The sequence below is a fragment of the Massilia sp. FBCC-B171 genome (genome assembly GCF_059134155.1).
The window spans coordinates 4,347,217-4,369,687 of record NZ_CP101443.1 but is presented as its reverse complement, the minus strand read 5'-3'; the positions used below and the strand labels follow the sequence as shown (position 1 = coordinate 4,369,687).

Below are 22,471 nucleotides of genomic sequence, written 5' to 3'. Positions count from 1 at the left end.
AAACAATGAAACACAAGATCAAACACATTCACTTCGTCGGCATCGGTGGCAGCGGCATGAGCGGCATTGCCGAAGTCCTGCTCAACCTCGGCTATAAGGTGTCGGGCTCGGACCTGGGCAGCAATGTGGCCAGCGCCCGCCTGAAGGACCTGGGCGCGCGCGTCTACCTCGGCCACGCGGCCGACCACATCCTCGGCGCCGACGCCGTCGTGACCTCGACCGCCGTCAACGAAGCGAACCCTGAAGTCATTGCCGCGCGCAGCGCGCAGATTCCGGTGGTGCCGCGCGCGATCATGCTGGGCGAACTGATGCGCCTGAAGCGCGGCATCGCCATTGCCGGCACCCACGGCAAGACCACGACCACCAGCCTGGTGGCCTCGGTGCTGGCCCAGGGTGGCCTGGATCCGACCTTCGTCATCGGCGGCAAGCTCACCAGCGCCGGCGCGAACGCGAAGCTCGGCACCGGCGACTACATCGTGGCCGAAGCCGACGAGTCGGATGCTTCCTTCCTCAACCTGTCGCCGATGATCGAAGTGATCACCAACATCGACGCCGACCACATGGAAACCTACGAGCACGACTTCGAAAAACTGAAGGCCGCGTTCGTGCACTTCACCCACCGCCTGCCGTTCTACGGCCGCGTGATGCTGTGCATCGACGACCGCCACGTGCGCTCGATCCTGCCGCAGGTGACCAAACCGGTCACCACTTACGGCTTCTCGGAAGACGCGCAAGTGCGCGCCCTGGACGCCTACGCCGAGGGCGTGCACATGCATTTCACGGTGCGCCAGGACGGCTATGCGGACACCAAATTCGTGCTGAACCAGCCGGGCATGCACAACGTCCTGAACGCCTGCTCGGCCATTGCGATCGCACGCGAGATCGGCATCGACGACGCCGCCACCGCGCAGGGCCTGCTCGAATTCCGCGGCGTCGGCCGCCGCTTCACGCGTTACGGCGACGTCAAGCTCGAAGGCGGCGGCAGCTTTACCCTGGTCGACGACTTCGGCCACCACCCGGTCGAGACCGAAGTCACGGTCGCCGCGGCGCGCGCGGCCTACCCGGGCCGGCGCCTGGTGCTGGCCTTCCAGCCGCACCGCTACAGCCGCACGCGCGACCTGTTCGAAGACTTCGTCAAGGTCCTCTCCGCACCGGACGTGCTGCTGCTGTCGGAAGTGTATCCCGCAGGGGAAGCGCCGATCGTCGCGGCCGACGGCCGGGCCCTCGCGCGCTCGCTGCGCGCCGGCGGCAAGATCGAACCGATTTTCGTGGAAACGATCGCCGAGATGCCCGCCGCGATTCTCCAGGCGGTACGGGACGGCGACGTCGTGCTGACCATGGGCGCGGGCTCGATCAGCGGCGTTCCCGGTCAATTAACTGAGCAACTGAATTCTGAAAAGGGTGCATCGTGAGCGACACCATCACCAATTTTGGCAAGGTCGGCGTGCTGTTCGGCGGCCGTTCGGCCGAGCGCGACGTTTCCATCATGTCCGGCACCGGCGTGCTGCATGCCCTCAAAAGCCGCGGCATCGACGCGCATGCTTTCGACCCGGCCGAGCGGACGCTGGCCGAACTGGCCGCTGAAAAATTTGACTGCGTCTTCATCGCGCTGCACGGCCGCTACGGCGAAGACGGCAGCCTGCAGGGCGCCCTCGAGCAGCTCGGCATTCCCTACACCGGCAGCGGCGTCATGGCCTCGTCGGTCGGCATGGACAAGATCACGACCAAGATCATCTGGCTGTCGAAAAACATCCCGACCCCGCGCTACGCCACCGTCACCCCGGACGACGACCTCGACGCGATCGTGCAGGACCTCGGCCTGCCGCTGATCGTCAAGCCGCCACTCGAAGGCTCGACCATCGGCATCACGAAAGTGGAAGCGGCCGAGCAGTTCGAGGCCGCCGTCGCGCTGGCCCTGGGTTTTGACGAGACCGTGCTGGCCGAGGAATTCGTCACCGGCCGCGAGTTCACGGTTGCGGTGCTCGGCTCCGGCAAGCATGCACGCGCACTGCCGATCGTCGAGATCGTGGCGCCGGAAGGCAATTACGACTACCAGAACAAGTATTTTACGGACGACACCCAGTACCACTGCCCGGCCAAGCTGGACGCCGCATTGACCGCCGAGATCCAGAAGCACGCGGTCGACGCCTACCGCGCGCTCGGCTGCGAAGGCTGGGGCCGGGTCGACGTGCTGGTGCGCGAGAGCGACATGCGCCCCTTCCTGTTGGAGGTGAATACGTCGCCGGGCATGACCAGCCACTCGCTGGTGCCGATGGCCGCGCGCGCCGAAGGGATCAGCTATGAAGACCTGTGCATCGAGATCCTGCGCTCGGCGCGCTGCAAGATGGTAAAGGCACAAGGCTGAACGATGTGGCATGACGCACGCGCCCTCAACGCCACGGCCAGCACGATGCTGGCGGCGACGCTGCTTGCCGGTATCGCGACGGGGGTGTGGTGGTTGTCGCAGCGGCCGATGTTCACCCTGCGCGAAGTGCGGGTCGAGAGCATCTACCGCCTCGACCTGAAGCATGTGAACGAACTGACGGTCCGGAACAGCGTGCTTGGCAAGATCCGCGGGAATTTCTTCACCACGGACCTGGAGCAGGTGCGCACGACTTTCGAAGCCGTGCCCTGGGTGCGCCGCGCAACGGTGCGCCGCGAATGGCCGAATGGCCTGATCGTGGAAGTGGAAGAGCACGAAGCGCTCGGGACCTGGGGCGAGGGACGCCTGCTGTCGGTGAAGGGCGATGTCTTCACCGCCAACCTCGCCGAGGCCGACGACGACCACGAGCTGCCTGCCTTTGTCGGGCCTGTCGGCAGCGAGAAGGACGTGCTGGCGCGCTTTTCCGAACTGCGCTCCTGGTTCGCGCCTGTAAAACTGGTGCCGCAGGAACTGGCGCTGTCCTCGCGCTACGCCTGGACCGTCAAGCTGGACAACGGCATGAGCGTGGAGCTCGGCCGCGAGCACGACAAGCATTCCGTCAAGGCACGCGTGCAGCGCCTGGTCGGGGTCTACCCGCAGCTGGTCGCCCGGCTGCAGGAAGGCCGCATCGATACGATCGACATGCGCTACCCGAACGGGCTGGCGCTGTCCTCCGCGGCCTTGAGTGTGCCGGCGGATGCCACCAAGCCTGTGAAGGCCGCGGCGAAGAAAAAGAAACCTCCCACTAACAAGACAACAAAGAACATCTAAGCAGGCGAGCAATGACAAAAGACGCGAAAAACCTGATCGTCGGTCTCGACATCGGCACCTCGAAGGTGGTGGCGGTCGTGGCCGAGGTGATGTCCGACGGACGCCACGAGGTCATCGGCCTCGGTCAGCACGAGTCGAAGGGATTGAAGAAAGGCGTTGTGGTCAACATCGAGGCCACCGTCGAATCGATCCAGCGCGCGCTCGAGGAGGCCGAGCTGATGGCCGACTGCAAGATTCGGAATGTCTATGCGGGCATCGCCGGCAGCCATATCCGCTCCTTCAATTCGAGCGGCATGGTGGCGATCAAGGACAAGGAAGTCACGCAGACCGACGTGGCGCGTGTGATCGAGACGGCCAAGGCGGTCAACATCCCGACCGACCAGCAGTTGCTGCACACGGTGCCGCAGGAGTTCATCGTCGACAACCAGGAAGACGTGCGCGAGCCGATCGGCATGAGCGGCATCCGCCTGGAAGTGCGCGTGCACATCGTCACCGGTGCGGTGTCGGCGGTGCAGAACATCGTCAAGTGCGTGCGCCGCTGCGGCCTGGAAGTGTCGGACCTGATCCTGCAGCCGATGGCTTCGGCCGACGCGGTGCTGACGAACGACGAGAAGGAACTCGGCGTGGTCCTGATCGACATCGGCGGCGGCACGACCGACATCGCCGTGTTCAGCGACGGTGCGATCCGCCACACGGCCGTGATCCCGATCGCCGGCGACCAGATCACCAGCGACATCGCGATGGCGCTGCGCACGCCGACTGGCGAAGCCGAAGAAATCAAGCTGCGCTACGGCGTGGCCAAGCAGGTGCTGGCCGATCCGGGCGAGACCCTGGAGGTGCCGGGCCTGGGCGACCGCGGTCCGCGTTCGCTCTCGCGCCAGGCGCTGGCCGCCGTCATCGAGCCGCGCGTCGAAGAGCTGTTCGCGATGGTGCACCAGGTGGTGCGCGAGTCCGGCTACGAGGGCGTGCTCTCGTCGGGCATCGTGCTCACCGGCGGCACCTCGATGATGCCGGGGATGATCGAGATGGCGGAAGACATGTTCCTGAAACCGACGCGCCTCGGCACGCCGGATTATCGCGGCCAGCTGGCCGACGTCGTGCGCAGCCCACGCTACGCGACGGTGCTCGGCCTGTTATTGGAAGCGAAAAAACAGTATTTGCGGGGCCACATCGTGACTAGGCAGGATGGCTCGGTAAAGGCGGTGTGGCAGCGTATGAAGGAATGGTTCTTGGGGAATTTCTAAGCAGCAAGCAGCAGACTCAAATTAGCGTCTTCGATTCGATACAAAACACATATTTTTTATAATACTAAGCAGTATCCATGCGCTAGGCCTGATAACCTTGTGAGGTTTGGTGCATGGATATAGCACTTTGAAAATTAGGAGTCACATCATGGAGTTCGATATGGTCGATAACGCAGCACTGGGAACGGTGATCAAGGTCGTCGGCGTGGGCGGTGCAGGCGGCAACGCGGTGCAGCACATGATCAACAAAGGTGTGTCCGGCGTGGAGTTCATCGCCGCCAACACCGATGCCCAGGCGCTCGCGGTTTCGGGTGCGCACAACATCATCCAGATCGGCGAGTCGGGCCTGGGTGCAGGCATGCGTCCTGAAGTCGGCCGCCAACTGGCCGAGCAGACCCGTTCGCGTATCGAAGATTCCCTGCGCGGCGCGCACATGGTCTTCATCGCGGCCGGCATGGGCGGCGGCACCGGCACCGGCGCCGCACCGATCGTGGCCGAAGTGGCCAAGACGATGGGCGCCCTGACGGTGGCCGTGGTCTCGAAGCCGTTCTCGTACGAAGGCCAGAAGTGCATGGACATCGCCGAAGCGGGCCTGGAAGAACTGTCCAAGCACGTCGACTCGCTGATCATCATCCTCAACGAAAAGCTGGAAGACATCTACGAAGATGAATCGATGCTCGACTGGATGAAGCATGCCGACGACGTCCTGAACAACGCGGTTGCCGGTATCGCCGAGATCATCAACGTGCCGGGTCACATCAACGTCGACTTCAACGACGTGAAGACCATCATGAGCGAGCAGGGCAAGGCCATGATGGGCACCGCGACCGCGTCGGGCGTGGACCGTGCGCGCCTGGCCGCCGAACAGGCAGTCGCTTCGCCGCTGCTCGACGGTATCGACCTGTCGGGCGCCAAGGGCGTGCTGGTGAACGTCACCGCAAGCCGTGGCCTGAAGGGTAAGGAAATCAAGGAAGTCATGGCCGCCGTGCGCGCCTTCGCCGCTCCCGACGCATCGATCGCGCAAGGCATCGCCTACGACGACGCAATGGGCGACGAGATCCGCGTGACGGTCGTGGCGACGGGCCTGGGCAAAGCCAAGAAGATGCAGCTGGTGCAGCCACAGCAGGTGCTGCGCACCGGTACCTACAACGCGCCGATGATGGCCGGTACCGCCGCCGTCACCGCCGGCGTCACCATGGGCCAGGCCAGCGTCGGCGGCGACGCCGGCATGAAGCAGCCAGCCGTGTGGCGCCGCGAGCAGGCATCGGAGCAGGTGCAGGCAATGCAGCGCAATGGCGTCGAGACCTACGACATTCCGGCCTTCCTGCGCAAGCAAGCCGACTAAGCTTAAAGGCTTGAGTAAAAAGCCGGGATCGGAGCATTGCTCCGGTCCCGGTTTTTTTATGTCTACAGAACGTGTGCGATATACCCTACGGGTCAGCGGCATGCTGATCTGGTCCACCCCGTGCAAGCCGGCGGCGCATCAGGCATACTGGCGGGATTCCAAAACAACATCTGAGGAAGACATCATGACCATCAAGATTGGCGACCGCCTGCCGGAAGGCACCCTGGCCGAATTCATCGAAACCGAAACCGAAGGCTGCGCGCTCGGTCCGAATACCTTCCAGGTCACCGAACTGGCCAAGGGCAAGAAGATCGCGATCTTCGGCCTGCCAGGCGCCTTCACGCCGACCTGCTCGGCCAAGCACGTGCCGGGCTATGTCCAGAACGCCGATGCACTGAAGGCCAAGGGCGTCGACGAAATCTGGTGCATCTCGGTGAACGACGCCTTCGTCATGGGCGCCTGGGGCCGCGAACAGAAATCGACCGGCATCGTGCGCATGATGGCCGACGGTAACGCCGCGTTCTCCAAGGCCCTCGGCCTGGACGCCGACTTCTCGAAGCACGGCATGGGCACGCGCTCGCAGCGCTACTCGATGCTGGTCGAGGACGGCGTCGTCACCCAGCTGAACGTGGAGCAGGGCGGCAGCTTCGACGTGTCGAATGCCGAAACGATGCTGTCGCAACTGGGCTGATCTTCCGGCTTTGTTTTACCCCAACGGCGCTGCGGCGCCGTTTTTCTTCTGTACGCCCATGCATATCGAACCCGAATCCCCCGACCAACCTGAGGTGGCTGCCTTGCTCGCGCAGCTGCGTGCGCTGCACACCGCCCTGTATCCCGCATCCGCCCATGCGCCGCTGCCGCTCGCCGCTTTCCAGCAGCCGGACGCGCGCTTTCTCGTCGCACGCGATGACGCCGGCCGGGCCGTGGGTTGCATCGCGCTGAAGCGGCGTGAGGGCTATGGCGAAGTCAAATGCATGGTCGTCGATGCGCTCGCGCGCGGGCAGGGCATAGGCGGCGCGCTGCTCGACCAGCTGGCGCTGCACGCGCTGGCGGCCGGGGTGCACGAACTGAAACTCACCACCGGAACGCGCCAGCTTGAAGCGATCGCCTTGTACGAGCGCTTCGGCTTCACCCGCTGCGCGCCCTACGACGGCGCCATCGGTGCGGACGACATCTGCATGGAAAAGCGCCTGTGAGTGGTGTCACCGGCAACCTGCGCAGCATCTACGCGATGCTGATCGCCGTCTTCATGTTCTCGCTGATGGACACGGCCATGAAGCTGCTCGCCGCGCATTATCCGTCGATGCAGGTAGCGGCCCTGCGTTCGCTCTCCTCCCTGCCGCTGGTGTGCGCCTATGTCGCCTGGCGCGGCGGCTTCGGCACCATGCTGCGCGTGCGCTGGCCGCTGCACCTGCTGCGCGGTGGGCTCGGCATTGCCATGCTGTCGCTGTTCGCCTTCGGGCTGAAAAAGCTGAGCCTGGCCGAAGCCTATTCGATCTTCTTCATCGCGCCGGCCCTGATCACGGCGATGTCGGTATTCTTCCTGAAAGAGACCGTCAACCTGGCGCGCTGGATCGCGATCTTCGTCGGCCTGGGCGGCGTGCTGGTCGTGCTGCGCCCGGAAGGCGAGGGGATGCTGACCCTGGGCGGGCTGGCGATTCTCGGTTCGGCGGTCTGCTACGCCATCTCGGCGATCGCCGCGCGGGTCCAGGCCCGCACCGACAGTACGCGCCAGATGATGTTCTGGCTGATGCTCCTGATGTCGATCGGCGCCACCACCCTGGCCGCGCCGAACTGGGTCGCGCTCGACCCGGCCCATGTGTGGCTGCTGGTCGGCCTGGCCATCTCCGGCTTTTTCGGCCAGCTGGCGATCACCGAGGCCTTCAGCCACGGCGAAGCTTCGGTGGTCGCGCCCTTCGAATATTCGGCGCTGGCCTGGGGCGTGGCGATCGACTGGCTGCTGTGGCAGGCGCTGCCCGACCAGTACACGCTGGTGGGTGCGGCGATCATCATCGGCAGCGGCATTTATTTGATTCGGCACGAGAAGGTGCACGTCGAATCGGAACATCCCTGAGCCAAGGCTGAGTTGCTGTCCTGCAAGGGCCGAGCCCGGCACCGATTTTCAAGCGGCGATATAATCGTTCCATGCTCAAACAACGAACCATCAAAGAACTGGTGCGCACGGTCGGCGTCGGTCTGCACTCGGGCCGCAAGGTCGAACTGACGCTGCGCCCGGCCGCGGTCGATACCGGCATCGTGTTCCGCCGCGTCGACCTCGACCCGGTCGTCGAATTCCCGTCGAGCGCCGAAGTCGTGGGCGACACGCGCATGGCCTCGGTGCTGATCAAGGGCGGGGCGCGCGTCTCGACCGTCGAACACGTGATGTCGGCCTGCGCCGGCCTCGGAATCGACAACCTGTACATCGAAGTCACGGCCGAGGAAATCCCGATCATGGACGGCTCGGCTTCGTCCTTCGTGTTCCTGCTGCAGCAAGCCGGCGTGCAGGACCAGTCAGCGCCGAAGAAATTTATTCGCGTATTAAAAGAAATCGAAGTGCGCCATGGCAGTGGCAACAACGAAAAGTGGGCGCGTTTGAAACCCCACGACGGCTTCAAGCTCGATTTCTTCATTGAATTCAACCACCCGGCGGTGGACGGCACGATGCAGAACGCCACGGTCGATTTCGCCCACGTGTCCTATGTGCACGACGTGGCGCGCGCACGCACCTTCGGCTTCATGCAGGACGTGGAAAGCCTGCGCGGCATGGGCCTGGCCCGTGGCGGTTCGCTGGAAAACGCGATCGTGATGGACGAATACCGCATCCTGAACGCGGACGGCCTGCGCTACGACGATGAATTCGTGCGCCACAAGATTTTAGACGCGATCGGCGACTTGTACCTGATCGGGCATCCCTTGCTGGCGGCCTACGAGGCGCACAAATCGGGGCATGCGCTGAACAACGACCTGCTGCGCGCCTTGCTGGCGCAGCCGGATGCGTACGAGATCGTGTCCTTCGATGGGGCGGAAGGGGCGCCGGCGTCGTATCTGAAGCAGATGCGCCAGGAATGGGCGCAGACGTAATTTCGGGTTTTTCTAAACCTGCGACGCGTCTGGCATACCCGTAGGTTGGGCGGGGAACCCGCCCACCCTACGTCCCTCCGCTCGGCGTCGCGGTGTTAACCGCCGCGGCGCTTCGCCGCCAATCGTTTGACCGCCGCCACCAGCGCCGCATTCTGCGGCGTATCCGCCAAACTATCCCCCAGCTCCTCGAATGCGTCGACCGCCGTCGGCGGCAGTTCCAGCACGCGCGTTTGCACCTGCGGCGGCATGGCGCGCGTGACTTGCACTTTCAGGCGCAGCATCGTCACCTGCCAGCCGCGCGCCGATAGAACACTTTGCAACTTCGGCAAGTTCTGCTTCAGGCGCGCAGCCACAGCCGAGCTCGGCACGGCAAGGATCAGCAAGCCATCCTGAAAGGAGAGCACGTCGCAATTGTCCCCAATGGCCGGCAGGGCAACCCCGACGTCGCGCTGCAGGTCGGCCATGCGCATGGCGGTCGGCAGCAGGCTGGCCATGCGGTCGTTTGCGCGCAGGAAGTCCGTGACGCCAAACGAGGTGTTGCGGTTGCGGGTGCCGTAGATATGCATCGGGGGAGGGAAAAAGTATGGACTACAAGGCCGCAACATACCATAAGCACCCCAAGGACGCGCCATTCGCTGCCGGGCAAGGCAATTTGACAACATTCTTTCGCGCATGACACTTGTTATCATGCCTATCATCCCCAAGTGTGGCCGCATCGCATGATAAAATCACTCGCTTTATGCCACCGTCGGTCTTGAGTAGGTATCTCGTTTGATATCACCCCTGGCTCTTTTTGCGGCGTCTTTTTAAGAAACTTAGCATGTCATTACTGACCCAGATTTTCGGTAGCCGCAACCAGCGGCTGCTCAAGCAATATCAAAAAACCGTGCGTCAGATCAACGCGCTCGAGCCGCAGATGGAAGCGCTGTCCGACGCCGACCTCCAGGCCAAGACCCCCGAATTCAAGGACCGCGTCGCCAAGGGCGAAACGCTCGACGCCATCCTGCCGGAAGCCTTCGCCGTCTGCCGCGAAGCGGCCAAGCGCGTCCTCAAGATGCGCCACTTCGATGTCCAGATGATCGGCGGCATGGTCCTGCACGAAGGCAAGATCGCAGAGATGGGCACGGGCGAAGGCAAGACCCTGATGGCAACCCTGCCGGTCTACCTGAATGCGCTGTCCGGCAAGGGCGTGCACGTCATTACCGTCAACGATTACCTGGCACAGCGCGACGCCGACTCGATGGGCCGCCTGTACGGCTGGCTCGGCTTGACCACGGGCGTGAACCTGTCGCAGATGGACCATGGCACCAAGCAGGGCGCCTACGGTTCCGACATCACCTACGGTACGAACAACGAATTCGGTTTCGACTACCTGCGCGACAACATGGTCTACGAAGCGCGCGAACGCGTGCAGCGCGGCCTGAACTTCGCCGTGGTCGACGAGGTCGACTCGATCCTGATCGATGAAGCGCGGACGCCGTTAATTATTTCTGGCCAGGCCGAAAACCATACCGACCTGTACCACAGCATCAACGAAGTGCCGCCGCAGCTCATCCTGCAGGTCGGCGAAGAGACCTCGGACGGCAAGGGCGTCATCGAAGTCCCGGGCGACTACATCAAGGACGAGAAAGCGCACACCGTGCTGCTGACCGAGGCGGGCCACGAGAACGCCGAAGCCATCCTCACGAAAATGGGCTTGCTGCCGGAAGGCGCCTCGCTGTACGACGCGGCCAACATCACGCTGATCCACCACCTGTATGCGGCGCTGCGCGCCCATGTCCTGTACCACAAGGACCAGCACTACGTGGTGCAGAACAACGAAGTCGTGATCGTCGACGAATTCACCGGCCGCCTGATGACGGGCCGCCGCTGGTCCGACGGCCTGCACCAGGCTGTCGAAGCCAAGGAAGGCGTGCGCATCCAGAACGAGAACCAGACCCTGGCCTCGATCACCTTCCAGAACTACTTCCGCATGTACGCCAAGCTGTCCGGCATGACCGGTACGGCGGATACCGAAGCCTACGAATTCCAGGAAATCTACGGCCTCGAGACCGTCGTCATTCCGCCGAACCGTCCTTCGCAGCGCAAGGACCGCCAGGACCAGGTGTACAAGTCGGCGCAGGAAAAGTACAACGCGATGCTGATCGACATCCAGGATTGCTACGAGCGCGGCCAGCCTGTGCTCGTCGGCACCACCTCGATCGAGAACTCGGAACTGCTGTCCGGCATCCTTACCAAGGCCGGCCTGCCGCACAACGTCCTGAACGCCAAGCAGCACGCCCGTGAAGCGGAAATCATCGCCCAGGCGGGACGCCCGAAGATGATCACCATCGCGACCAACATGGCCGGCCGCGGTACCGACATCGTCCTGGGTGGCAACGTCGAGAAGCAGATCCAGATCATCGAAGCGAACGACACGCTGTCGGAAGCGGACAAAGCGTCTCAGTCGCAGCAGCTGCGCGACGAATGGCAATCTCTGCACGACCACGTCGTGAACGCTGGCGGCCTGCACATCGTCGGCACCGAGCGCCACGAATCGCGCCGCGTCGACAACCAGCTGCGCGGCCGTTCGGGCCGCCAGGGCGACCCGGGCTCGTCCCGCTTCTACCTGTGCCTGGACGACACGCTGCTGCGCATCTTCGCGGGCGACCGCGTGCGCGCCATCATGGAACGCCTGAAAATGCCGGAAGGCGAGCCGATCGAGGCGGGCATCGTCACCCGTTCGATCGAAACCGCCCAGCGCAAGGTCGAAGCGCGCAACTTCGACGTCAGGAAGCAATTGCTTGAATACGACGACGTCGCCAACGACCAGCGCAAGGTGATCTACACCCAGCGTAACGAGTTGCTGGAAGCGGCCGACATTTCGGAACTGATCGCATCGCTGCGCGCCGGCACCTATACCGACGTCGTGCGCGCGCACGTGCCGGCCGAATCGGTCGAAGAGCAGTGGGACATCAAGTCGCTGCAGTCGACCCTGGCCTCCGAATGGGCGCTGGACCTGCCGCTCGAGCAGATGCTGGTCGACGAGCCGAACCTGAACGACGACGACATCCTGGAAAAGGTGCTGGCCGCGGCCGACGCTTCGTACAACGCCAAGATCGACGTCGTCGGCAAGGATTCCTTCGGCGGCTTCGAGCGCAACGTCATGCTGCAGAGCGTCGACACCCACTGGCGCGAACACCTGGCGGCGCTCGACCACCTGCGCCAGGGTATCCACCTGCGCGGCTATGCGCAGAAGAACCCGAAGCAGGAATACAAGCGCGAAGCCTTCGAGCTGTTCGGCAGCATGCTCGACCAGATCAAGAACGAAGTCATTCGCACCGTGATGACGGTCCGTATCCAGTCGCGCGAAGAAGTCGAGGCGGCGGAAGCGGCCATGGCGGCGCAGCAGGCGCACCTGGAAAACATCAACTACCAGCACGCCGACTTCAATCCGTCGGCTGCGCCCGAAGAGTTGCTGGCGCCGGTCGCCAATCCGGGCACCACGCCGGTCACGGGCGAAGACCACAGCACCTACATGGGTGTGAAGGTCGGCCGCAACGATCCATGCCCTTGCGGCAGCGGCAAGAAGTTCAAGGCTTGTCACGGCAAGCTGGCGTAAGCCGGTTGTCATGAGTCGAAGAGGCGCCCTGCGGGGCGCCTTTTTTTTAAGCTGTTCAGGTGTTCTTGGGGAGCGCACTCACGTCGGATGCCGGGGTCAGGTCTGACATCTGGACACGGCCTCAACCATACAAAACCAAGCAAGGCAGAGGTCGTGTCCGAATGTCAGACCTGACCCCAGGTTTTCTTGGCGCGCACCCACGGGGCGGGGCGCAGTACAATATCGGATTCGAAATCTTTCCACTGAGACCACCATGGCCGTGAATTCCCCCCTGCCTGTCGCCGCCGACCTGAAACCAGTCGCCGGTATCGAGATCGGCTTTGCCCAAGCCGGCATCAAGAAGCCCAACCGCAAGGACGTGCTGGTCATGCGCCTCGCCGAAGGCGCGACCGTCGCCGGCGTGTTCACCCTGAACCGCTTCTGCGCCGCGCCGGTGCAGGTCAGCAAGGCCAACCTGGCAGCGGTCCAGAGCGGTGGCAAGCCGATCCGCGCGCTGGTGGTCAACACCGGCAACGCCAATGCCGGCACGGGCGAGCCGGGCCTGGCCAATGCGCAGGCCACCTGCGCCGAAGTGGCCAAGCTGCTCGGCTGCGACGCGCAGCAGGTGCTGCCGTTTTCGACCGGCGTGATCCTCGAGCCGCTGCCGGTGGCGAAGATCGTCGCCGGCCTGCCGGCCGCGGTGGCCAACCTCACGGAGGACAACTGGTTCAACGCCGCCGAAGCGATCATGACCACCGACACCCAGCCGAAAGCGGCGTCGCGCACGGTGAGCATCGGCGGCCACACCGTCACCATGACCGGCATCAGCAAGGGCGCCGGCATGATCAAGCCGAACATGGCGACCATGCTGGGCTACCTGGCCTTCGATGCAAAAGTGGCGCAGCCGGTGCTCGACGAACTGGTGAAGTACGCGGCCGACCGGTCGTTTAACAGCATCACGATCGACGGCGACACCTCGACCAACGACTCTTTCATGCTGATTGCCACCGGCGCCGGCAGCCTGGCCGTGAACGAAGCGTCCGGTCCGGATTACGAAGCCCTGAAGGAAGCAGTTACCGACATCTCGCGCAACCTGGCGCAGCAGATCATCCGCGACGGCGAAGGCGCGACCAAGTTCATCACCATCACGGTGGAAGAGGGTAAAACCCTGGAAGAGTGCCGCAAGATCGCCTATGCGATCGCCCACTCGCCGCTGGTAAAAACCGCCTTCTTCGCTTCCGACCCGAACCTGGGCCGCATCCTGGCCGCCGTCGGCTATGCCGGCGTCGACGACCTCGACGTCACCAAACTCGACCTCTACCTGGACGAGGTGCTGGTGGCAAAAGCGGGCGGACGCAATCCGGCTTACCAGGAAGCCGATGGCCAGCGCGTCATGAAGCAGGCCGAGATCCTGGTGCGCGTGACCCTTGGCCGCGGCGACGCGAGCGCTACGGTGTGGACCTGCGACCTGTCGCACGACTACGTCAGCATCAACGCCGACTACCGCTCGTAAAGTTCGCATGACGCCGCTCGAACAGTTCCTGCACCGCGCCGAAAGCCTGCTGGCGCGGGTCGAGGCGATCCTGCCGCCGGCGTCCGGCCGCGAGCCGGACTGGAAGCGGGCGACCGCCTTCCGCTGGCGCCGCCGTGCCAGCGGCGGCGGCAATTACCTGCAGCCGGTGCTGCATGCATCCACCATCCGCTTCGAGGACTTGCAGCACGTCGAGGCGCAAAAAGCGCAGCTGGAGCAGAACACGCGCCAGTTCGTGGCGCGCCGGCCGGCCAACAACGTGCTGCTGACGGGCGCGCGCGGCACCGGCAAATCCTCGCTGATCAAGGCTTGCCTGAACGGTTTTGCCGGCCAGGGCCTGCGCCTGATCGAAGTCGACAAGGCCGATCTCGCCGACCTGCCCGACATCGTCGACCTGGTCGCCAGCCGTCCCGAACGCTTCGTGATCTTTTGCGACGACCTCTCGTTCGAGGAGGGGGAGGCCGGCTACAAGGCGCTGAAGGTGGCGCTCGACGGCAGCATCGCGACCCAGTCCGACAATGTGCTGATCTACGCCACCTCGAACCGGCGCCACCTGATGCCCGAGAAGATGGCGGACAACACCGGCTACAAACACGGCGACGACGGCGAGCTGCATCCGGGAGAAGCGGTGGAAGAGAAGATTTCGCTGTCCGAGCGCTTTGGCTTGTGGCTGTCGTTTTATCCGTTCCGGCAGGACGACTACCTGGGAATCGTGGCGCACTGGCTGGCTAGTTTTGGCTGCACGTCGGAGCAGATCGAGGCAGCGCGCGGCGAGGCGCTGCAATGGGCCTTGGGGCGCGGCTCGCGTTCCGGGCGCGTGGCGTGGCAGTTCGCCAAGGATTTCGCGGGCAAGCTTCCAGGCGCGGCTGATCCAGCTTGACCTATCACCGCGTGGGCGGGAGACCCGCCCACCCTACGTCCCTCCGCTTGAAGCCACGATACATAGTTAGCAGGATGTAGGGTGGGCGGGTTTCCCGCCCACGCGTTCAACCGGTCTATGCATTTGAGTTATTCCCACTCTCCTTTTTGTATCGCACACAGCGACGCTGCCCATGCTTTAAGCATCAGCCTGGCGTACAATATCGGATTTTCCGGACGGACCCGCCATGCAGGAAGTCACTCCCCGGCCGATCGATGTGGCGGTCGGCATCTTGATGCGCGCGAACGGCGACGTGCTGCTCGGCCAGCGCCCGGCCGGCAAGCCCTATGCGGGCTACTGGGAATTCCCCGGCGGTAAAGTCGAAGCGGGCGAGGCGATCTTTGCCGCCCTGCAGCGCGAATTCGTCGAGGAACTGGGCGTCCAGATCCAGAGTGCCGAGCAGTGGTGCTGCGTCGAACACGTCTACGAGCACGCCCATGTGCGGCTCCATTTTTATATCAGCCGCGACTGGCGCGGCGAACCGCAAAGCCTGGAAGGCCAGGCCTTTGCGTGGCAAGGGACAGTCGGCCTTACCCCGCTGCTGCCCGCAACCATCCCCCTGCTCGCCTGGCTCGATCAGCTGCGCTATGCGGGGCAAGAAAGCAGTCAACCAATCTGTTGAAGGATCCCTGTGAAAATCATCGTCTTGGGTAGTGGTGTCATCGGCACCACCACGGCGTATTACCTGGCCCAGGCAGGGCACGACGTCACGGTCGTCGACCGCCAGCCGGCCGCCGGCATGGAAACGAGTTATGGCAACGCCGGCGAAATCTCGCCCGGCTATGCATCCCCGTGGGCCGGCCCCGGCGTGCCGGCCAAGGCCGTCAAGTGGCTGATGATGCAGCACAGCCCGCTGGTGGTGCGCCCGAAACTCGATCCGAACCAGTGGCGGTGGATGCTCTCGATGCTGGCCAACTGCAATCACAAGAGCTACGCCATCAACAAGGGCCGCATGGTGCGCCTGGCCGAGTACAGCCGCGACGTGCTGGTCCAGCTGCGCGCCGACACCGGTATTAGTTATGACGAGCGCAGCCAGGGCACCCTGCAGCTGTTCCGCACCCAGAAGCAGCTCGATGGCGCCGCCACCGACATCGCCGTGCTCGAGCAGTATGGCGTGCCCTATAAAGTGCTCGATCCGGCCGGCTGCGAAGCCTATGAACCGGCGCTGGCCAATGTGCGCGGCAAGTTCCTCGGCGGCCTGCTGCTGCCGAACGACGAGACCGGCGACTGCTTCAAGTTCACCCAGAAGCTGGCCGAGATGGCGAAAGAACTGGGCGTGAAGTTCCGCCACGGAGTCGAGATCAAGCGCCTCTCCATCGAAGGCGACAAGGTCACCGGCGTGGTGACCTCGCAAGGCGAGCTGAAGGCCGATTCCTTCGTGCTGGCGCTGGGCAGCTATTCGCCCTTCGTGCTGAAACAGATCGGCATCCACATCCCGGTCTATCCGGTGAAGGGCTATTCGATCACGGTGCCGATCACCGACGCCGCCGGCGCCCCGGAATCGACCATCATGGACGAAACCTACAAGGTGGCAATCACGCGCCTGGGCGACCGCATCCGCGTCGGCGGCACGGCCGAACTGGCGGGCTACGACCTGACCCTGCACCAGGCGCGCCGCGACACGCTGGAGCATTCGGTGACCGACCTGTTCCCGCGCGGCGGCGACGTCAGCAAGGCCGAGTTCTGGTGCGGCCTGCGCCCGATGACGCCGGACGGCACCCCGGTCGTCGGTCCGACGCCTTACCGCAACCTGTTCCTGAACACCGGCCACGGCACCCTGGGCTGGACCATGGCCTGCGGTTCCGGCCGCGTGCTGGCCGACATCGTCTCGGGCCGCCAGCCGGAGATCGGCCTGGAAGGCCTGTTCATGGACCGCTACGGGCGCCGCAACAAACCGGTGCTGGTGCCGGGCGGGATTACGGTCACCGCGTAATCCGTCCGAAACCTGTGGACCGATCGCCGTTGTAGGGTGGGCACCCCGTGCCCACGCGGATCGTCGCGTCATGTTTGCTACGCCGCGGCCACGCCCGCGGCACAATGGAGACGGGTCTGGATGATCCGCGATAGCGTATGTGGTGTGCTGGTTTGATGGCCGCGTTCACCGGCTGACACGGCGCGAATGTCCGCGTGGGCACGGAGTGCCCACCCTACGGTAAATCAGTGGGGGCCAGGTCAGTGCTTGTCTTCGTCGTTCAGCGGATTGTCCTGCAGCTCGTTTGGCGCAGCACCCGGAATGGTGTATTTCTCTTCGGCCCAGGCGCCCAGGTCGATTTGTTTGCAGCGCTCGGAGCAGAAGGGACGGAATTTGTTTTCCGGGGTCCATTCGACTTTCCTGGCGCAGGTGGGGCAGGCTACAACGGTCATGGCGGTACTTTGGAACGTTAAAAATTACAGAGGGTGAGCTCGAAGGGAACGTCTTCTTCCAGCGACTTGGGCTTCAGGTCGCCGCCCTGGGTGGTAAAACGCACCCACAGCATATATTTGTTGGCCGAGATCTCGGGAATCGCGCCGAGCGTCTCGTCCAGGCCCAGGCGCAGCATGTGGTAGACCTTTCCTTGCAGCATTTGCTGGTAGCTGCCGGAGGTGGCGACCATCCTGGTCGGGCGTCCCGAATCGCGCAGCAGGCGCAGCACCAGGGCCAGCGCATCGCACAGCGGCGTCAACGGGCCGAACCAGCCCATGATCTCGGCGTAGCGCTGCTCGAACGGACGTTTCTGCCAGGCGTAATAGGAGGGCAGGTCGAATTCGCAGGCGCCGCCGGGGATGATGGTGCGGCCGCGGATGCTCATCAGCCATTCATTGTCGCGCACGTTCTGGCCGGTCTTGCCCTGGCTGGCCGCGAGGGCGCTGCTGACCTGGTCGAGTTCGGCAAGGATGGCGTCCAGCGCTTCGGGCGCGACGTTCGGGTTGCTGCGGTAGGCCAGCAGGCTTTGCTTCTGGCGTTCGAGTTCCTGCAGCAGGTCGGATTTCAGGTCGGCGCGGCCGGCCACTTCCAGCATGTCGAAGATCGTCGAGAGCGCGACGTGGTGCTGCATGGGATGTTCCTGCCGTACGAAAAACTTGAATTTCTCGTACAGGTCTTCCAGCCGCAACAAAGTACGAATGCGCTCGTTGAAAGGATATTCGTAGACGATCAAAGTGACATTCCCCTGAATGTGGGCTGGCGAGCAACTCCGTGATTCTGAACCATGCGGAGCAAAATTACAAACCGTTCATCGTTGAAGCGGCCAGGCGCTGGCTTTCGGCCAGATAAAACGCGTGCAGGCGCTCGACCTGGGGCTGTAAAGCGGCCAAACCGTCGTCGTTGAGCACGACATCGTCTGCCGCGGCGAGGCGCTGTGCGCGTGTCACCTGGGCCGCCATGATGGCGCGTACCTGGGATTCCGACAGGTTATTGCGTGCCATCACGCGCGCGACTTGCGTCTCCTCCGGGCAGTCGATCGCCAGCACGCGCGTGACGCGCTCGCGCCAGCTGCCGGACTCGATCAGGAGCGGCACCACGAAGATCACGTAGGGACCGGTGGCGATCGCCGCTGCCGCCGCGGTCGCTTCCCGGATGCGCGGATGCAGGATCGCTTCCAGGCGCGCGCGGGCGCCGGGGTCGGCAAACACCAGCTCGCGCATCTTCGCGCGGTCGAGGGCGCCGTCGGGCGTCGCGAAATCCGCGCCGAATTCGGCAACCAGGGCCGGCATGGCGGCCCCGTGCGGCGCGGTGAGGGCGTGGGCGATGGCGTCGGTGTCGACCAGCGAAGCGCCGAGCGCGCCGAACATGTCGGCCACCGTCGTCTTGCCGCAGCCGATGCCGCCGGTCAGGCCGACGGAAAATGCAGGTGTCTGGCCTGGTTCCATGTGCTTATCCGAAGACGCCCTGGAAAATGCCGCCGATCTGCTCGCCGTAGAGCAGGGCGATCATGCCGGCGGCGGCCAGGTAAGGGCCGAAGGGAATCGGCTTGTCGCGCCCGCGGCGGGCGAACACGATCAGGCTGATGCCCACCAGGGCGCCCACCACCGAGGACAGCAGGATGATCGTTGGCAGCATGGCCCAGCCGAGCCAGGCGCCCAGGGCGGCCAGCAGCTTGAAGTCGCCATAGCCCATGCCTTCCTTGCCGGTTGCGAGCTTGAAGATCCAGTACACGGCCCACAGCACCAGGTAGCCGGCGGCTGCGCCGATGACGGCGTCCTGCAGCGGCACGAAGGTGCCGTTCAGGTTGACGAGCAGGCCGGCCCACAGCAGGGGGAAGGTCAGGTCGTCCGGCAGCAGCTGGGTGTCAACGTCGATGAAGGTCATCGCGACCAGCAGCCAGGCGAACAGCAGGGTCGCCATGCCGGCCACGCCGCTGCCGAATTTCCAGATGAGCAAGGCCGACAGGGCGCCGGTCAGCAGTTCGATCGCCGGGTAGCGCGCCGAGATCGGCGCCTTGCACTGGCTGCACTTGCCGCGCAGGGCGAGCCAGCTGACGACGGGGATGTTTTCCATGGCCGTGATCTGGTGCCCGCAATGCGGACAGGCCGAGCGCGGGACCATCAGGTTGTAGCGCTCGGTGTGCGGCAATTCCTTGCCGCTTTCATGGGCCACATAATTGTCGGACTCGCGCTGCATCATCTTCGGGATGCGGTGGATCACCACGTTGAGGAAACTGCCGACTAACAGGCCCAGCAGGCCGGCAACCAGGGTAGGACCGAGCAGGCCCGGTGCGGCGAAAAGTAAAGTTTCCAATGCAGGCTTCCGAAAGTGATAAATGGTTCCGTAGAACAACCTATTTTAGGGGGTTTCGGGTGATTTTGCGAAGGAAGCTTGCGTTGCAGGCTAGTCTGCTGCCAGGTTTGTTGTTAGTGCAGGCTTCCAAGCCAGCTTTGATTGACGCCAGTACCCGCGCTGGCACAAGCTGGTTATATGGGTTATTATGAATTCGTCCAACCCAATCTAATCTCAGCAGGAGGCAGCATGCGCGTCATGGAATACGGAGTCCCCGGTATTTCTACCCTTGCCGGCAAGCCTGGAGAGGTCAGCAGGGGTCTGGACGGATCGGCTGCCGAACAGGTGGTGGCAGTGAGCATCGCCCACGCCACGCCGCGCGAAGCGGCTGCGATGGCGCAAACCTTTGCCAGCATCGCCGACCTCGTCAAAACCATCGTCGGCAAGCACCACCGCGAATCGCTCGAAGCGATCGTCGACGCACTGGTGCCGAAGGTGCCGCCCACGCCCAACGAACTCAAGGAAGCGGCCATGCTGGCGCGCGCCCGCACCGCCGTCATCGACAGCGGCGACTGGATGACGGCGGCCGAGATCGCCTCGGCAGCGAATTTCAGCGCCAGCAACCCCAGCGCCCAGCCCAACAAATGGAAGCGCGACGGCGCCATCTTCGCCATCCGCCACAACGGCATCGACTATTTTCCCAGCTACGGACTCGACCCCCAGGCCGGCTACCGCCCGCGCAAGCCGCTCGCGCAGCTCATCAAGACCTTCGGCGACATGAAAGACAGCTGGGGCCTGGCCTACTGGTTCATGTCCACCAACAGCTACCTCGGCGGAAAAACGCCGCGCGAGCTGTTCGCCCTCGCGCCCGAGCGCGTGATCGCCGCCGCCGCCGACGAATGCGAAGGCGTGCTGCATGGTTAAGGCTTCGGCCGAGAGGCCGGACGCAGCCCTGCCACCGCCCACGCTGCACATCACGACCACCCGCTGGCCGAAGGGATTGACCATCCACCGCGTCCATCACCTCGACTATGGCGCGGTCCAGTTCAATCCCGGCCTCAGGGGCAACGCGCGTTTCAGTCCCATCGCCGATGCCGGCGGCACGCCCATTCCCACGCTCTACGGCGGTTCCACGTTCGCCTGCGCCGCAATGGAAAGCGTGTTCCACGACGTGCCGTTTGCCGCCGGCTTCAAGTCCTGGGACAAGGGCAAGCTCGCCGGGCAAGGGCATTCGCAGTTCAGCGCAGGCCGCGACCTGCTGCTGGCCGACCTCGGCAGCAAGGCCTTGCGCAAGCTCGGCGTCCCGCGCAACAGCCTGATCGATACCGAAAAGGACCAGTATCCGGTCACGCGGCAATGGGCCGTGGCGATCCACGCGCAGTTCCCGGCAGTGCAGGGCCTGTGCTGGATTTCGCGCCAGGACAACAGTGCGCTGGCGGTGGTCCTGTTTGGCGACCGGATCGCGGACGGGGTCTTGAGCCCCGGCGCGCCGACGCGCAGCCTGCTCAGTGATCCGGTGGCGTATGGCGAGCTGCTGGCGCTGGCCGAGCAGATCGGGGTGGATATCGTGCCGGGCAGGAGCTGAGAATGGCGTCGTTTGCTGTGCTGCCGGCGCGGGACCTATAGAATCGTCAGAACCAGCCGCCACTATCGAACGAGCACCATGAAAATTTCACAACGCGCCCAGTCGGTCGCCCCCTTCTTCGCCATGGAATTCGGCAAGCGCGCCGCCGCGCTGGAAGCGCAAGGCATTAAGGTCATCAAGCTCAACCTGGGAGAGCCCGATTTCGGCCCGCCGCCCGCCGTGCTGGAAGCGGCGCGCACGGCCGTCGGCGGCCCGTTGCCGTATACCGGCGCGCTCGGTACGGCGGCCTTGCGCGAGGCGATCGCCGGTTTCTACCTGCGCGAGCATGGCATCGCGATTTCTCCGAACCGGATCATCGTCACCGCCGGCGCGTCCGCCGCGCTGCTACTGGTAACCGCCGCGCTGGTCGATGCCGGCGACGAAGTAATCGTGGGCGACCCTTCCTATCCCTGCAACCGCCAGTTCCTGAGCAGCTTCGGCGCCCAGGTCAAGCTGGTCGGCACCGATGCCGCCAGCCGGTTCCAGTTAAGTGTCGATAGCGTGCGCGCCAACTGGACGGCGGCCACCCAAGGGCTGATGATCGCGACGCCCTCGAATCCGACCGGCACCTCGGTGCCGCCGGGCGAGCTGCGCGCCATCTGCGACTGGGCGCGCGAGCAGGGCGCCTGGCGCATCGTCGACGAGATCTACCTGAACCTGGGCGACCGCGATGCCGCGGGCAGGCCGCCGCAGACGGTGCTGGCTGTCGACGATGGCGCCATCGTCATCAACAGTTTTTCGAAGTATTTCGGCATGACGGGCTGGCGCCTCGGCTGGGCCGTCGTGCCGGAAGAACTGGTGCCGACCATGGAGCGCCTGGCCCAGAACTACTATATTTGCGCCTCGCACCTGTCGCAGCAGGCGGCGCTGGCCTGCTTCACGCCGGCCTCGCTGGCGGTCTGCGAAGAGCGGCGGGTCGAATTCGGACGTCGCCGGGAACTGGTGTTAAAGGGCCTGGCCGGTATCGGCCTGCCGGTTCCGGTGCCGCCGGATGGCGCCTTCTACGTCTACATCGATGTCGGCGCGACGGGCCTGAGCGCATGGGAGTTCTGCGAGCGCGTGCTGGAGGAAGCGCACGTCGCGCTCACGCCGGGCAAGGACTTCGGCCGTTGCGGCGCGGACCGTTACGTGCGCCTGTCGTATGCGGCCAGCGCCGGGCACCTGAAAGAAGCGCTCAGGCGGCTCGGAATCTTCATGAAGGATGTGGCGCGCTGACGTCAAACGGGTCGCCCCCGTTTTATTTACGCATTACAATGCT

General features: G+C 64.2%; 22 protein-coding genes. 17 read left to right on the top strand and 5 right to left on the bottom strand.

The window, feature by feature from the left end; genetic code table 11:
* Window positions 1–5 precede the first annotated feature (5 nt).
* From murC to lpxC, 9 genes are all read left to right on the top strand, one after another.
* The gene (gene murC, locus NMB41_RS19785) at window positions 6–1,412 is read left to right on the top strand and encodes a UDP-N-acetylmuramate--L-alanine ligase (RefSeq protein WP_494379505.1); all 1,407 of its coding nucleotides are present in this window, start codon (window positions 6–8) and stop codon (window positions 1,410–1,412) included.
* On the top strand, window positions 1,409–2,365 hold the full coding sequence (locus NMB41_RS19780; protein WP_494379504.1) for a D-alanine--D-alanine ligase: 957 nt from the start codon (window positions 1,409–1,411) through the stop codon (window positions 2,363–2,365). Before murC ends, NMB41_RS19780 begins: the two co-directional genes overlap by 4 nt.
* 3 nt (window positions 2,366–2,368) lie before the next feature.
* Window positions 2,369–3,193, top strand: coding sequence for a cell division protein FtsQ/DivIB (locus NMB41_RS19775; RefSeq protein WP_494379503.1), 825 nt, complete (start codon window positions 2,369–2,371; stop codon window positions 3,191–3,193).
* Between the two features lie 11 nt (window positions 3,194–3,204).
* Window positions 3,205–4,437: a cell division protein FtsA gene (gene ftsA, locus NMB41_RS19770; protein WP_494379502.1), complete on the top strand. Its 1,233-nt coding sequence runs from the start codon at window positions 3,205–3,207 to the stop codon at window positions 4,435–4,437.
* 148 nt (window positions 4,438–4,585) lie between these two features.
* Window positions 4,586–5,782 (top strand): cell division protein FtsZ, encoded by a 1,197-nt coding sequence (gene ftsZ / locus NMB41_RS19765; protein WP_494379501.1) that lies wholly within the window; start codon window positions 4,586–4,588, stop codon window positions 5,780–5,782.
* A 184-nt stretch (window positions 5,783–5,966) separates the two neighbouring features.
* Window positions 5,967–6,473, top strand: coding sequence for a peroxiredoxin (locus NMB41_RS19760; RefSeq protein ID WP_494379500.1), 507 nt, complete (start codon window positions 5,967–5,969; stop codon window positions 6,471–6,473).
* A gap of 58 nt (window positions 6,474–6,531) precedes the next feature.
* A complete protein-coding gene (locus NMB41_RS19755; protein WP_494379499.1) occupies window positions 6,532–6,978 on the top strand; it encodes a GNAT family N-acetyltransferase in 447 nt (148 codons plus the stop codon).
* A gap of 35 nt (window positions 6,979–7,013) precedes the next feature.
* Window positions 7,014–7,856, top strand: a complete 843-nt coding sequence (locus NMB41_RS19750) for a DMT family transporter (protein WP_494382875.1) — start codon at window positions 7,014–7,016, stop codon at window positions 7,854–7,856.
* Between the two features lie 71 nt (window positions 7,857–7,927).
* The gene (gene lpxC / locus NMB41_RS19745) at window positions 7,928–8,863 is read left to right on the top strand and encodes a UDP-3-O-acyl-N-acetylglucosamine deacetylase (protein ID WP_494379498.1); all 936 of its coding nucleotides are present in this window, start codon (window positions 7,928–7,930) and stop codon (window positions 8,861–8,863) included.
* 95 nt (window positions 8,864–8,958) lie between these two features.
* On the opposite strand, the gene NMB41_RS19740 is transcribed toward lpxC, so the two are convergent.
* Window positions 8,959–9,429 (bottom strand): DciA family protein, encoded by a 471-nt coding sequence (locus NMB41_RS19740; RefSeq protein ID WP_494379497.1) that lies wholly within the window; start codon window positions 9,427–9,429, stop codon window positions 8,959–8,961.
* Between the two features lie 254 nt (window positions 9,430–9,683).
* Here NMB41_RS19740 and secA point away from each other — a divergent pair, with 254 nt between their 5' ends.
* The 5 genes from secA to NMB41_RS19715 all read left to right on the top strand — a co-directional run bounded on the left by secA (window position 9,684) and on the right by NMB41_RS19715 (window position 16,826).
* On the top strand, window positions 9,684–12,464 hold the full coding sequence (gene secA / locus NMB41_RS19735) for a preprotein translocase subunit SecA (protein ID WP_494379496.1): 2,781 nt from the start codon (window positions 9,684–9,686) through the stop codon (window positions 12,462–12,464).
* A gap of 253 nt (window positions 12,465–12,717) precedes the next feature.
* The gene (argJ, locus tag NMB41_RS19730) at window positions 12,718–13,956 is read left to right on the top strand and encodes a bifunctional glutamate N-acetyltransferase/amino-acid acetyltransferase ArgJ (RefSeq protein ID WP_494379495.1); all 1,239 of its coding nucleotides are present in this window, start codon (window positions 12,718–12,720) and stop codon (window positions 13,954–13,956) included.
* Window positions 13,957–13,963: 7 nt separating this feature from the next.
* The gene (locus NMB41_RS19725; RefSeq protein ID WP_494379494.1) at window positions 13,964–14,854 is read left to right on the top strand and encodes an ATP-binding protein; all 891 of its coding nucleotides are present in this window, start codon (window positions 13,964–13,966) and stop codon (window positions 14,852–14,854) included.
* Window positions 14,855–15,080: 226 nt separating this feature from the next.
* Window positions 15,081–15,515, top strand: a complete 435-nt coding sequence (locus tag NMB41_RS19720) for an NUDIX domain-containing protein (protein ID WP_494379493.1) — start codon at window positions 15,081–15,083, stop codon at window positions 15,513–15,515.
* 9 nt (window positions 15,516–15,524) lie between these two features.
* Window positions 15,525–16,826, top strand: coding sequence for a D-amino acid dehydrogenase (locus tag NMB41_RS19715; RefSeq protein WP_494379492.1), 1,302 nt, complete (start codon window positions 15,525–15,527; stop codon window positions 16,824–16,826).
* A gap of 239 nt (window positions 16,827–17,065) precedes the next feature.
* Here the strand turns inward: NMB41_RS19715 and NMB41_RS19710 are convergent, their stop codons facing one another.
* The 4 genes from NMB41_RS19710 to NMB41_RS19695 all read right to left on the bottom strand — a co-directional run bounded on the left by NMB41_RS19710 (window position 17,066) and on the right by NMB41_RS19695 (window position 19,610).
* Window positions 17,066–17,257, bottom strand: a complete 192-nt coding sequence (locus NMB41_RS19710; RefSeq protein WP_494379491.1) for a DNA gyrase inhibitor YacG — start codon at window positions 17,255–17,257, stop codon at window positions 17,066–17,068.
* A 17-nt stretch (window positions 17,258–17,274) separates the two neighbouring features.
* Window positions 17,275–18,030: a cell division protein ZapD gene (gene zapD / locus NMB41_RS19705; RefSeq protein WP_494379490.1), complete on the bottom strand. Its 756-nt coding sequence runs from the start codon at window positions 18,028–18,030 to the stop codon at window positions 17,275–17,277.
* 64 nt (window positions 18,031–18,094) lie between these two features.
* On the bottom strand, window positions 18,095–18,742 hold the full coding sequence (coaE, locus tag NMB41_RS19700) for a dephospho-CoA kinase (protein ID WP_494379489.1): 648 nt from the start codon (window positions 18,740–18,742) through the stop codon (window positions 18,095–18,097).
* Window positions 18,743–18,746: 4 nt separating this feature from the next.
* Window positions 18,747–19,610: a prepilin peptidase gene (locus NMB41_RS19695; protein ID WP_494379488.1), complete on the bottom strand. Its 864-nt coding sequence runs from the start codon at window positions 19,608–19,610 to the stop codon at window positions 18,747–18,749.
* Window positions 19,611–19,847: 237 nt separating this feature from the next.
* Between NMB41_RS19695 and NMB41_RS19690 the strand changes: the two genes are divergently transcribed.
* The 3 genes from NMB41_RS19690 to NMB41_RS19680 all read left to right on the top strand — a co-directional run bounded on the left by NMB41_RS19690 (window position 19,848) and on the right by NMB41_RS19680 (window position 22,428).
* Window positions 19,848–20,513: a hypothetical protein gene (locus tag NMB41_RS19690; RefSeq protein ID WP_494379487.1), complete on the top strand. Its 666-nt coding sequence runs from the start codon at window positions 19,848–19,850 to the stop codon at window positions 20,511–20,513.
* Window positions 20,506–21,174: an RES family NAD+ phosphorylase gene (locus NMB41_RS19685; protein WP_494379486.1), complete on the top strand. Its 669-nt coding sequence runs from the start codon at window positions 20,506–20,508 to the stop codon at window positions 21,172–21,174. The genes NMB41_RS19690 and NMB41_RS19685 overlap by 8 nt, the downstream gene beginning before the upstream one ends.
* 78 nt (window positions 21,175–21,252) lie before the next feature.
* A complete protein-coding gene (locus NMB41_RS19680) occupies window positions 21,253–22,428 on the top strand; it encodes an aminotransferase class I/II-fold pyridoxal phosphate-dependent enzyme (protein WP_494379485.1) in 1,176 nt (391 codons plus the stop codon).
* Window positions 22,429–22,471: the final 43 nt, after the last annotated feature.